Raw genomic sequence first — 13,173 nt, forward strand, 5'->3', positions numbered from 1 at the left:
GAAGAGCAATGGGGGTTAGATAAAAGATCTAATATCATTAAACCTAGAAAAGGAAGTGACTGTGCTTAAGAGAGATATATCAACAACCAATATTCTAGTTGCTTCTGCGGGAGGCATGATCGGTTCGGGATGGCTTTTCAGCCCCTTCATAAGTGCTCAAATGGCGGGACCTAATGCATTAATTAGTTGGATAATCGCTACCCTATTCATGCTATTCATTGCCTTACCTCTATGCGAGCTGGGCACCATGTTCCCTGTTTCTGGCGGTATGTCTAATTACCCGACTTACACTCATGGCCGTGAAGTGGGTTTTTTATTTGCTTGGACCTCATGGCTTTCCTATGTGGTGATGACACCTATAGAAATTCAAGCTATTTTGCAATATTCCAGCCATTTTTTCCCCTCCCTCATCGTCGCTGATTCATCCACGCTAACGCTCTCTGGTTATGGTTATGTAGTAGCCATAGGCATTATGCTTTTTGTTGTCTTGTTAAACTCTTATGGCATTAAAATGCTTGCTGAATGTAATAAATACGCAAGTATCATCAAATTTGCCTTACCCAGCATCGCCATTATTGCTCTTTTGCAGAGCGCCCCGTCTATGGCAAATGTTGCTATTCAATTAGGAGATAAAACCAGTTGGGTCAATATCTTTACTGCACTTTCTGCGGGAGGAATCGCTTTTGCCTTTACCGGATTTCAAAATGGTTTAATTCTCGCCGGTGAGGTAAAAAACCCTCAACGCAATATTCCAATAGCTATTTTAGGGGCGGTTCTGATAGGTTTTATTTTATACTTCCTGTTGCAACTAAGCTTTATAGCCGCCATGCCACAAAAATATTTAACCCAAGGTTGGCATGCTTTAAGTTACCCCGGCGATAGCGGCCCCTTAGTAGGATTAACCTTATTACTTGGACTCGGTACTGTAGCAACCTTATTAATGATAGATGCAGCCTTTTCTCCTTTCGGCACAACCCTTGTTTATACTGCAGCAACATCGCGTATTGTCTATGGAATGGCTTTAAATCAACACTTACCTAAAGTGTTTTTAAAAGTAAATCGCCATAAAATTCCCTACATCACTCTTTATGCCAATTTTTTAGTAGGGATTTTTTCTTTCCTCCCCTTCCCCGGTTGGCAAAAACTTGTCGCGTTTCTGTCTTCAGCCAGTATTCTTTCTTATAGCATCGGCCCTATATGCCTTCTTGCCATGAGAAAATTACAACCCGACACCCCCAGACCATTCAAACTGGCTGGTCATAAACTTTGCTCCTATTCAGCATTTTATTTTTGTAATTTGATGTTGTACTGGTGCGGTTTTTCCATTCTCTGGAAACTGGATGTAGCATTAGTTATAGGGCTTGCCATTACCCTGTTCTATCAAGGCAAAAGTCTCTTTACTCCCAACTATCCCCTGTACTGGTTTATGTTTTATATGACCTCGCTACTCCTCGTTTCCTATTTAGGCTCTTTCGGTGGTATAGGAGTGTTGAGTTTTCCCTATGATTTAATTGCTCTTTTGCCTCTTAGTCTTGTGACTCTCTATTTATCCCAGCTAGTACTCAATCATGAGCAACATAGAGAAATCAATTTTGAAATAGAGGGGGCTGCAGCTTAATGCATGAGTAATCTCTAAGCCAAATAAACTCAATTGCCCGGGTGAAACAAAGTAACATCCGGGTCGAACGTCCACCTAGACAGCCGAGGTTGCACGACAGAAGTGGAATCAATTAGCAAGGCTTTAGTCTCTTTTCACACTTCGTAGTGAAAAGAGTACAAACTATAATTGCTACTCGGAAATTAAAAGCAACAAGTAAAGAAGCTTTCTTTACTGAGTCAAAGCTCTGCTATCCTCGTCTCCTAACAGACTATGGCTTACCAGAAGGAGAATTGGCAAGTGAAAAAATTTCGGCAACTTTATCTAAGATTCATGATGATCAAGGCAAACAGGTTGCTCTAGAAGTCACAAATCAGTTAAAAGACTGGGCGATTGGTAATAAGAAAGAGATGGATATTAATGGAATAACTATTTCATGTTCTTCAGCGGGTATTCTGCTCATTTTTCAGTCAATCCTTCAACAGATATATCACCCGTGATCCTTATTTGTATGTTATACACAATCACTCCATAACTGACAACAAAAAATACAGCATCTTGCAATTACAGCCTGCTTTTGTGTTTTTTTTACACACATATAGCCGCTTGATTGTCAGAGTCCAAAGTAACCAATGATAAGATTTGATTCACAACATCAACAAAGTCTAGATTATTTTCCTGAGTAGACTGTAACTTTTTCCTGAGTTGAATCGAACTAACAAACAGATTAAAGGTGCAGAATAATCAATATGCAGGTATAATATGCCCCTTCTGATGAGCTATATAATCTTCGTAATCCCATGGTGACTAATACACTACTCTATCGACCAACACATACCAAGCAAATATGGGGACAACTCCAGGGTAGTAGTCTTGTTCTTGCCGTGGCAGAATATTGTCAGCAAACGTCTGGCGTAAAATTACTTATTGCGCAAGACAATCTTAGCGCAAGCCAATTACAAGATGAATTACAATTCTTTCTGAATGGCTCCAATACGCCTCAAGAGATATTGTTTTTCCCAGATTGGGAAACATTACCTTACGATCAATTCTCCCCTCATCAAGATATTATCTCAGAAAGACTCTATACTTTAAGCCGGCTACAACAAGTGACTGACGCGGTAATTATCACATCAGCCAGTACCTTAATGCACAGACTCTGCCCACCAGAGTTTTTAAATCAATATGCTCTAATGCTAAAAGAAGGGCAAAAACTAGATCTGAACGCATTTAGAAACCAACTACAACAATCCGGATATCATTGTGTTAATAAAGTTTTAGAACATGGTGAATTTGCGCTACGTGGCTCTATTATTGATGTGTACCCCATGGGAAGTAACATGCCATTTCGTATTGAATTATTCGATGACGAAATAGAGAGCTTGAGAAAATTTGATACCGAAACTCAGCGTACTATAGAAAAAATACCACAAATTAATGTCTTACCTGCGCGCGAGTTTCCTTTAAATGAGCAAAGCCAACTTCTCTTTAGAAAGGCGTTTAGAGAAGCATTTCCAGTAAACCCAAGTCAATGCCCCATTTACGAAGCAATAACTGAAGGCCAATTTCCTTCAGGTATCGAATATTTTCTTCCCTTATTTTTTGAAAAGACGGTCACTTTCTTTGATTATCTCCCTCAAAATGCCAAAATTTGTCTTATTGAAAATATTCAAGATAGTGGCGAACAATTCTGGCAGGAGCTTACTGAACGATATGAACAAAGGCGCTATGATATCAGTCGTCCTATTCTCTCTCCTCAAGAATGTTTTATTAACCCGACCGAATTATTAACTCAGGCAAATACCTACGAACAACTCCGCTTGTATCACAAATCTTCAGAAAAAAAGGGAACAGTAGTTAACTTTGATATTAATGAGGCACCTCAACTACCTATAGACAGGAAGACTCCTGAGCCCCTCAGTCGCTTACGCGAGTATTGTCAATCTCACTCTCGTCGCTATTTAATAGTCGTCGAAAGTGCAGGGCGCAGAGAAGTATTACTCGATCTACTAAAACCCAGTGGCATCACCCCCAAAATACAATCATCCTGGTATGATTTTATTCATGATAATGCACTAATCAATATTACAACGGGGCCATTGATTTATGGTTGTGAATTAACAAATAACAACATAAGCATCATTGTTGAGTCACAATTATTTGGTGAGCAGAGTACCCCCCAACGCCGTGGTTCGCAAAAAACGGTTGATCCCGATTTAATTATTCGCGATATGGCTGAGCTGCGATTAGGCGCGCCTGTAGTTCATTTACAATTTGGAGTAGGACGCTATCAAGGTCTACAGCACATCACTACCAATAATATTTCCAGCGAGTTTTTAGTTTTAACCTACGCAGGCGAGGACAAAATTTATGTCCCTGTCACTTCATTACATTTAATCAGCCGCTACACTGGAGTAGATAGTGAACATGCCCCCTTACATAAGCTAGGTTCGGATCTATGGCAAAAAGAGAAGAAAAAAGCTGCAGAAAAAGTCCACGATGTGGCTATTGAATTGCTAGATCTATATGCCAAAAGAGAGGCTCAGCCTGGCCATCAATATGATTTTAATCAAACAGAATATACAAAGTTTGCTAGTGGTTTCCCCTTCACTGAAACTCAAGATCAGCTAAATGCCGTAGAACAAATTGTAAAAGACATGCAATCCTCTCGTCCTATGGACCGACTCATCTGTGGTGACGTCGGCTTTGGCAAAACAGAAGTAGCCATGCGCGCAGCTTTTGTAGCGGTGCAAAATGAGAAACAAGTCTGCGTACTTGTTCCTACCACGCTACTAGCAGGACAGCACTTTGAATCATTTAGAGACCGCTTTGCCGATTTTCCCATTAATATAGAGTTATTATCTCGTTTTCGTAGTGCCAAAGAGACTGAAAGCGTCCTTGCAGCATTGGCTTCAGGAAAAGTAGATATAGTGATAGGCACTCATAAATTATTTCAAAGCAATATAGCTTTTAAGAATCTGGGCTTACTAATTATTGATGAAGAACATCGCTTTGGGGTCAAGCAAAAAGAACATATCAAATCGCTTAGGACTCATGTTGATATTTTATCAATGACAGCCACTCCCATTCCCAGGACATTAAACATGGCTATGGCGGGAATTAGAGACATTTCTTTAATCGCTACTCCGCCCGCTAAACGCTTAGCGATTAAAACATTTTGGCAAGAGAAAAAAGATATAGTGATTAGAGAGGCCGTACTACGTGAAATATTAAGAGGCGGTCAAGTATTCTTTCTCCATAATAACGTACAGACTATAGATAGAATATGCCAGGACTTACAAACTCTCGTTCCTGAGGCAAAAATCCGTAGTGCTCACGGACAAATGCGAGAAAGAGAATTAGAACGAGTGATGTCTGATTTTTATCATCACCGTTTTAATGTCCTAGTTTGTACCACCATTATAGAAACTGGAATAGATATACCTACAGCCAATACGATTATCATCGATAGAGCAGATAAATTTGGTTTAGCCCAGCTACATCAATTAAGAGGGCGAGTAGGACGCTCTCATCACCAAGCATACGCCTATTTATTAACCCCTGATGAAAAATCACTAACTCCTGATGCAGTCAAACGCTTGGAAGCGATAGTCTCATTAGAGGATTTGGGTGCAGGATTTACCCTAGCGACTCATGATCTTGAAATCAGAGGAGCTGGCGAGCTTTTAGGAGAAGAGCAAAGTGGTAATATGCAGGCTGTTGGCTTTAACTTATTCATGGAAATGCTCGATAAAGCAGTAAGTGATTTAAAAGCAGGAAAAATACCGGAATTAGCAGCCCCGATACATCAAGGGCCTGAAATTGATTTACGTATTAGCGCCATTATTCCAGACGATTACATAGGGGATATCCATAATCGCTTAATTATGTATAAAAGAATTTCCAACGCGAAAACAAAAGAGCAATTACATGATTTACAAATCGAATTAATCGATCGCTTTGGGTTATTGCCTGCCCCTGTGAAACATTTATTATTAATTACTGAATTAAAATTAAAGGCGGAACTATTAGGAATTCACAAGATCAGTGCAGCTGCTGAAAAAGCCAAATTGGATTTTATTGAAAAACCATCTATAAATCCTGCTGTTTTAATCAATTTAATTCAGGTTCACGCTAAACGTTATCAGATGGAAGGCCCTCAACGCTTGCGTTTTACTTTAGACAGTACCACCCCTGAAGAGCGCATCTTTGAGATCAGTTCCTTGCTCAATAAATTGGCCTCTTAATCAGTACTTGCTGTACGGGTTTCCGGATGCTGCAGCCAAGCTACAACTAGGCCATACACGATTGATTCTTTAGGTTAAAACCAGATCGTTTACAATTCAAACGTCTTAAGGATTAAAAGTAAAGCTCATATATATGCAGGTAAGTACCGTCGTTTTCCATTCGCTCTAAGGCGGAGTTAATTTGTTGTATTAAATTCCCACTCCCCAATCTTGCAGCTATCCCATATCCCTCCCCGGCTTCAAATTGACGACCAAGCGATTTAAAATCATTCGTAACAGAAAGCCAATACTTAGCACGATGATATTCTAATACAACAGCGTCAACTTGCTTCATCTTTAAAGCACTAAGTAGATCATCAACGTCCGAATATAATTTGATATTTATATCTCCTTTAAATCGGCTATAAACATAAGCGTCTTCTGGAGCGCCTTTATAAATGCCTACTCGTTTACCACGAAGCTGAGAGGAGTCCTTCAATGTTGAGGAAGCTAATGTGATAAACTGCTGATCATTACGTTTATAAGGAATACTAAATAATAGTTGCTTTTTCCTCTCAGGGGTAATGACAATTGCGGCAATTGCCAGATCAATCTCTTTTCGCTCAAGAGATTCAAATAATTGATGAAAATTAAGTGTCTTAAAAGTACATTCATTTCCCGTTTTCTTACATAGTTCATGCATAACATCGATGTCAAAACCCGAAAGGTTCTTGGTTTCATCTTGATACTCAAAAGGAGGATCGTCATTTATAGTACCTATGACTAAATTTTGGGCAAAAACAGTGGCGGTGAAAAAAGAAAATACTAAAGGGAAAAAACGTGTGTAATTCATCATGATCCTCTTCTCATACTAAAATCCATTTACATAAGATGATTATAGTTTTTTTTCAGTAGGTTAACTTAACCCCTCTTCCCAAACAATATGCTGTGATTGCGTTAAAACAGACTGAATTAAGTTACTATAATACCGCTCCACAGTTCGCCGTTTCACTTTAAGTGTAGGGGTTAGTAGATCATTACCAGGAGTCCACTCATCCTTGGCAATAAGAATATGACTAATTCGTTCATATTTCATTAGATGGCTATTTACCTGTACTAACTGATTTTGCAATGATTGCTCAGTTTTTTCTTTAGTTATCACTCGCGCACGATTACTTAAAGTAACGAGTAATACATTAGTAGGCAAAGCACGTCCCACCAAGCATAATTGGTCTATTAATTCATTAGATAGAAATTGTTGCTCAATAGGAGATGGAGCAACAAATTCCCCGCTCTGATTTTTAAAGTTTTCAGAAACTCTTCCTATTATTTTAACTCTATTTTGTGTATCTATTTCTGCAATATCACCGGTGCGCAACCATCCTTCCGCAGAAAAAGCTCTTTTGGTTGCTTCCATTTCTTTATAATAGCCCGACATCAAACAAGGAGAGTTAAGCAATAACTCCCCATCTTCTCCCTCTTTAATTTCTACTCCTAGCCTTGGCGTACCGACATAGCCGAGTCGTCTATCATGCAACAATGAAGTAGTAGCATAGGCTAAATCCTCTGTTTGCCCATATCCTTCTTGAATATAAACGCCAAGTTTGTCAAAAAATTTTATTAGAGAATAAGGTAAAGAAGAGGCTCCTGAAAAGGAATTAGTGCATTGGTTTAATCCTAATTCTTTGAGGATTTTATTTTTTATCATCCAAGAAAGAAAAGGGATTTTTAATAAGAATTTTAATAAATTTGACGAAATTTTTGCTTCAATTTTTTCTTGAAATACACTCCATATACGAGGAACTGCTGTAAAAAATGTAGGCTGTATATTTTGTAGGTTTTTAGCGAATAGAGATAAGCTTTCAATAAAAGATACATCACTATCGATTGCAACACTCCCTAATTCAATAGCCGATCGCTCATAGATATGGGCTAAAGGAAGATAGGAAACTAATTTATAATGATCTAATTTTCGAATGTTCTTCAAGTCTTGAGGAAAAAGAGTCAGATAATTAGTTATAGCTTGATTGGTAAACATGGCCCCTTTAGGTGCGCCTGAAGTCCCTGAAGTATAAATAATAGTATATAAGTCTTCAGGATCAGGCTCCAGGACATCAAAAAGAGGTGGGGATGCCAACACATCACTCCAATGGTGGTTCACCTCTAAATCATCATGGTAATCGAAACTAATAGTGATTAAATGCTTGGGGATATAATGACGTACTAGCTGATGATCATCTAATTTACCAACAAAAACTAACTCAACATCTCCGTGCTCCAGAATATAATGAATACTTTCTTCATGCTGGTTAGTAAAAAGAGGAACACTAACCATACCCGCCAAATAAATACCAAAATCCGCAATAAACCATTCAGCGCAGTTTTTAGAAAAAATAGAAACATGGCTACCTTTTTTCAGCCCCAATTGATGAAGAAATGCAGCTAATTTCCTAGCGTGCAACATGGCATCGGCCCAAGTTAGCTCATGCCAAACTCCATTTTTGGGCTGTCTTAAATAAATTTTAGTGCCCGACTCTTTTTCTTTTCTTAAAAGTAACTGACTTAACGAATTAGTCATAGACTGTTGCGACATGCTCATTCCTTATCCTAAAGTCTTCTTACAACACATTTAGCCTTAATTTTTATTCTAGACCAACAAATAAACATTTATTGTTCCTTAATATTGAATAATGTATATTCGTATTTTTGTTTTTTTCAAGAGCTCTATTATGTCGAATACCATAGCCAGTTTATTAGCAAAGTTAAATATTTATCACGAGATTAATCCAAATTCACCTCTACTGCTTCTCCCTCTCTCATTGTTTAAAGAGGAAGAGTACCCTGATTTAATAACCATTATCCTCCTTTATGGAGACGGTTGGATCAACCCTAAGAAAGCACCAAAACCTAAAACAGTTCTGGGCGAAATTTCCTTAGAACAAGTTAAAAAATTTTATAGCGCTGTTAAATCCAAAGTATCTATAGTATTAGATAATTCCCTTCAGGATAATGGCATTCCAGGTTCCGAAGTGGATCCTCTTTCTGTTGACCGTTCACCATGGGTCAATCCAACTCAAGTAACTCATTTTCTTAAAGACAAACCTACCTATAAATTGCTGGCGTCCTACTTACAATGCCCTAAAGAATTAATATTTTTCTTAAAGTGGTATGAAGGAGAAGAGATTAGTGATTTAGATGAGGAGATGTTTACTGAGTATCTGGGCACAATGCACAGTAATGGCGATCGCGAAAAAAGTATAGCTAATTTTGTTGCTCTTTTATCTCAGATTGAGTTGTTACACTCCCATCCTTATCCACAACGTATGATTTATGAATTTCTAACTAAAATAAATCATCAATTGGATAAATTGGATAAATTGGATAAATTGGATAAATTGGATAAATTGGATAAATTGGATAAATTGGATAAATTGGATAAATTGGACAAAAATAATCTTTGTCCAGAAATATTAAATTATTATCGTGAAGTCTTTATGTTATTAGCCCCCAAGTTTCCAACAACTCTAGAGTCTCTTTGCACCAGTCTAGGTATTCAAATTCCCAGTCAATTAGACAAGGATCTAGAACTATTATTAAGACAAGATCTGACAAAAGTTCCGGGTTTAACCAAAAAAGAATGGCCGCAACTGATTTATTACGCTGTTCTTCTTATATTACAACAAGCAGAAATACATCATTCTTTAATAAATTTTACTTATGCAGATAAGAAACTACCTATGGCTTTGCAGCAATTAGTAGAAAATCATGCCCATCATTTTGAACTATTTTTGCAAGCACCTGAGCAATGTAAAAAAGCAGTTGATTTACACTTTAATGACAGAATAATGAGCGAATTAAAAGAACAGGGACTTACTGTTCATCCTATGCTTCTTACTCTACTAGGTTTTGAACAGTGCGACTCATTTAGAAACCTAATGGGTATAGCCTTAAGCAAGCGGGAAAAAACTGATCTGCTAGGCTGTCGAACTATAGCATTAAAACCCTCGGCGAACAGATTTGTCCTCGGAGAAACATTAGGTAAAGGACAAACAACAATAGCTTTGCCCATCAGTAACCATGATTTAGTTCTCATAGATCAGCTCATTGCCATAGCTCGTGAAAAAAAACAAGCACTACCACTAACACCCACCCCAGTTGTCAATACCCCTGTTCCATCTGTGTCGCAGCTGCAACCAACATCCGTGTGTAAAGGAACCACGCTCTTTCAGTTACCGCCACTACGAATACCTATTTCCCCAATTCTACTGATGAATGAGCATGAACTACAATTTGACATTATTAAACAGCAAATTAAGGACCCTCTGTTACGTAATTCATTGTCCATAGATAGCATGGATGAATTCCGCTATATCCATGCTGTTAACTGTCATGCAATATTTTTGTTTATAGTCAACTACGAAATTAATGCAACAAATAGACGCCCTCCTTCTATAGAGGAGCTACAAGAGTTCTTTGAAGCACTTAAAGACAACAGTATGTTCAACCAAGTGGTCATGGAGCTATCCCATTCTAACTTGTTCATTAATTTAGATGATAATATTGAGTCTTTAAACTCTCAAAGAGAAAAACTGTGTGGTTCAATAAACAAATTAGATGATATTTTATCTTCATTTAAAGAACCTCCCAAAGAGGAAGAACTTGCCTTAAGATATAAATGGCTCGTCATGCAAAAAGACTTATGGAAGCAATTTAAGATACTAGTTGAGCAAAGAATAAAAGCAATCAACTCCATCGAGCAATCTGAAGAACAAGAAGTAGCATATCAACCCCGCTATTGCCTATAACATGCTCAAAACGTAGCAACTGTCTTGAGTTAAGTTTTGCGGCCTACAGTACTGTCATCCTTCGCTACACTCTGGATGACAGTACAGGCTCTTAAACCAAAGGCCCGACCACTAAAGATCTTAAGACTAACCAGTTCCACCAACAGTCAAAGCATCTATTTTCAAAGTAGGCTGGCCAACCCCCACAGGTACTGACTGCCCCTCTTTACCACAAACGCCAATACCTCTATCCAAAGCGAGATCATTACCTATCATACTGATCTTTTTCATCACGTCAGGACCATTACCAATTAAAGTTGCCCCTTTGACCGGTTTAGTCACTTTACCGTTCTCAATTAAATAAGCTTCGCTGGCAGAAAATACAAACTGGCCGGAGGTAATATCAACTTGCCCACCACCAAAGTTTACAGCATATAAACCATGTTGTACCGAGCGAATAATTTCCTCCGGATCATGCTGGCCTGCTAACATATAAGTATTGGTCATTCTTGGCATAGGTACATGAGCATAAGATTCACGACGGCAATTGCCCGTCGATTGCATGCCCATCAATTTGGCATTTAATTTATCCTGCATGTAATTTACTAATACGCCATTATCAATTAATGTCGTGCACTGAGAAGGAGTGCCTTCATCATCAATGGTTAAAGAGCCCCGTCTATCGACCAAGGTTCCATCATCAACTACAGTAACCCCAGGAGCAGCTACTTGCTGTCCTAAGCGACCAGAAAATGCGGACAAACCTTTTCGGTTAAAATCACCTTCTAAACCATGCCCCACTGCTTCATGCAACAATACCCCTGGCCAACCTGGGCCTAGAACCACCGGCATGGTTCCGGCGGGAGCTGGTTGCGCCTCCAAATTAATGAGCGCTTCACGTACGGCTTCACGTGCATAACTTAAGGCATTTTCTTTTTGCGTAAAATAAGAATAGGCGACTCGTCCGCCCCCTCCTGATCGAGCAGACTCTCTTCTGCCTTGTTTGTCCTCAACTATGACACTAACATTAATGCTTACCAAGGGCCGCACATCGGCTATCATCTGGCCATTCATAGCAGCAACCATAACGACTTCATAACAACCACTTAATGAAGCATTCACCTGGATCACTCGCGGATCTATTCTGCGAGCCTCTTTATCAATTGCTTCCAATAAGGCAATCTTTTCTTGCTTGCTCATTCCCTCAATAGGATTTAGTCCTTGATAACGACTGATTGGCGTGGTATTCACTTTAAACGATTGCACTGCTTTAGAACCAGTAAGAGCAATGGAGCGCGCGGCTTCTGCAGCTCGTAACATCGAAGGCAACAAAATATCATCACAGTAAGCAAAGCCTGTTTTATCACCACTCACAGCACGAATACCAACCCCTTTTTCCAGGGAAAAGCTACCACTTTTTACCTCGGAATCCTCCAAATACCAGGACTCATAACTGCAACTTTGAAAATAAAGATCAGCATCATCTATATGATGACTTGCCATTGTCTTAAATAACTGTTCTATTCCTGATTCATCTAAAGAGGCAGGAGATAGTAAAAGTTGTTTTGCTATTGCTAATGATTGTGTCATTTGATTACCTTTTTAATAAACTGTCTAAAACAGAACATGATGGTCGATACACGGAAAATGCTGCCGTAATTGCTGTAAGCGTTGTAAATCAATGTCAGCGGTTACTAATCCAGTACTTACTTCTTTTTGTACCAGCACTCTGCCCCAAGGTTCAACTACCATACTATGCCCATAAGTTTGACGCTCATTCTCATGTTGACCACTTTGATTTGCTGCCAATACATAGCATAAGTTTTCTATGGCACGAGCCCTCAGCAATACATCCCAATGCGCTTGGCCAGTTACGGATGTAAATGCGGAGGGTACTGTAAATATTTGCGCACCTCTTATCATAAGTTGCTGATATAACTCAGGAAACCGCAGATCATAGCAAACAGTGAGTCCAATCTTACCCACAGGTGTATCCACAACAACTAATTCATTTCCCCGCTCTACTGTGGAAGACTCTTGGTGCGCCTCATGTTCTGAAACACGTACGTCAAATAAATGAATTTTGTCATAGCGCGCAACACTTAAACCTTGATCATCATAAACAATGTTGCTGGCTCTCACTTTTGTTCCCATGCCTTTTAGCGGGATAGTGCCGGCAACGATCCATATACCAAATTTTTTAGCTAACTGACTTATTTTTTGCTGTATTGGGCCATCCCCATAAGTCTCTGCGATCTGCAATTTATCTGTATCGTTCATACCCATAAACGCAAAATTCTCAGGAAGGACAATTAGTTCTACTTGCTCATTCTTAGCCTGAGCCATATAGTGTTCAACTTGTAACAAATTCTCAGTAACTTTAGTAGAGGATACCATTTGTACTAGTCCAACTTGTGCCATAACCTTGCCCTCAGAAGTCCAATATTAATCCTGGGTTCATATTACTATAATAGAAGCATGGAACCAAAAACAAAATTGACAGAATCCCCTTTTCCCACTAATAATAATTTGTCTATTAATCTTTAAATAAAGGTTAATTAGAAAA

8 protein-coding genes are annotated in these 13,173 nt (G+C 38.8%); 4 read left to right on the forward strand and 4 right to left on the reverse strand.

Features of this window, described 5'->3' with window-relative positions; genetic code table 11:
* The first annotated feature begins 61 nt into the window (after positions 1-61).
* From LFA_RS08640 to mfd, 3 genes are all read left to right on the forward strand, one after another.
* Positions 62-1,618 (forward strand): APC family permease, encoded by a 1,557-nt coding sequence (locus LFA_RS08640; protein ID WP_045095836.1) that lies wholly within the window; start codon positions 62-64, stop codon positions 1,616-1,618.
* Between the two features lie 146 nt (positions 1,619-1,764).
* Positions 1,765-2,097, forward strand: coding sequence for a hypothetical protein (locus LFA_RS08645; RefSeq protein WP_045095837.1), 333 nt, complete (start codon positions 1,765-1,767; stop codon positions 2,095-2,097).
* A 300-nt stretch (positions 2,098-2,397) separates the two neighbouring features.
* Entirely contained in the window at positions 2,398-5,844 is a 3,447-nt protein-coding gene (gene mfd / locus LFA_RS08650; protein ID WP_045095838.1) for a transcription-repair coupling factor, read from the forward strand.
* A 112-nt stretch (positions 5,845-5,956) separates the two neighbouring features.
* Here the strand turns inward: mfd and LFA_RS08655 are convergent, their stop codons facing one another.
* Together LFA_RS08655 and LFA_RS08660 are read right to left on the reverse strand one after the other, a co-directional pair.
* Positions 5,957-6,679 carry a transporter substrate-binding domain-containing protein gene (locus tag LFA_RS08655; RefSeq protein WP_045095839.1) on the reverse strand — a complete coding sequence of 241 codons (723 nt, stop codon included), beginning with the start codon at positions 6,677-6,679 and terminating at the stop codon, positions 5,957-5,959.
* A gap of 60 nt (positions 6,680-6,739) precedes the next feature.
* On the reverse strand, positions 6,740-8,416 hold the full coding sequence (locus LFA_RS08660) for an AMP-binding protein (RefSeq protein WP_052673909.1): 1,677 nt from the start codon (positions 8,414-8,416) through the stop codon (positions 6,740-6,742).
* A gap of 136 nt (positions 8,417-8,552) precedes the next feature.
* On the opposite strand from LFA_RS08660, the gene LFA_RS08665 reads away from it, so the two are divergent.
* Complete coding sequence (locus LFA_RS08665) at positions 8,553-10,628, forward strand: hypothetical protein (RefSeq protein WP_045095841.1); 2,076 nt, start codon at positions 8,553-8,555, stop codon at positions 10,626-10,628.
* Positions 10,629-10,754: 126 nt separating this feature from the next.
* Here LFA_RS08665 and tldD read toward each other — a convergent pair whose 3' ends face one another.
* On the reverse strand, positions 10,755-12,197 hold the full coding sequence (tldD, locus tag LFA_RS08670; protein WP_045095842.1) for a metalloprotease TldD: 1,443 nt from the start codon (positions 12,195-12,197) through the stop codon (positions 10,755-10,757).
* 24 nt (positions 12,198-12,221) lie between these two features.
* Complete coding sequence (locus tag LFA_RS08675; protein ID WP_045095843.1) at positions 12,222-13,028, reverse strand: carbon-nitrogen hydrolase family protein; 807 nt, start codon at positions 13,026-13,028, stop codon at positions 12,222-12,224.
* Between the last annotated feature and the right edge of the window lie 145 nt (positions 13,029-13,173).

Source organism: Legionella fallonii LLAP-10 (assembly GCF_000953135.1).
Taxonomy (GTDB): Bacteria; Pseudomonadota; Gammaproteobacteria; order Legionellales; family Legionellaceae; genus Legionella; species Legionella fallonii.

What these genes read in the sequence shown, in the direction of transcription:
- mfd (WP_045095838.1), top strand. Translation starts at nt 2,398, where the DNA reads ATGGTGACTAATACACTACTCTATCGACCAACACATACCAAGCAAATA.
- LFA_RS08665 (WP_045095841.1), top strand. Translation starts at nt 8,553, where the DNA reads ATGTCGAATACCATAGCCAGTTTATTAGCAAAGTTAAATATTTATCAC.
- tldD (WP_045095842.1), bottom strand. Translation starts at nt 12,197, where the DNA reads ATGACACAATCATTAGCAATAGCAAAACAACTTTTACTATCTCCTGCC.
- LFA_RS08660 (WP_052673909.1), bottom strand. Translation starts at nt 8,416, where the DNA reads ATGTCGCAACAGTCTATGACTAATTCGTTAAGTCAGTTACTTTTAAGA.
- LFA_RS08655 (WP_045095839.1), bottom strand. Translation starts at nt 6,679, where the DNA reads ATGATGAATTACACACGTTTTTTCCCTTTAGTATTTTCTTTTTTCACC.
- LFA_RS08675 (WP_045095843.1), bottom strand. Translation starts at nt 13,028, where the DNA reads ATGGCACAAGTTGGACTAGTACAAATGGTATCCTCTACTAAAGTTACT.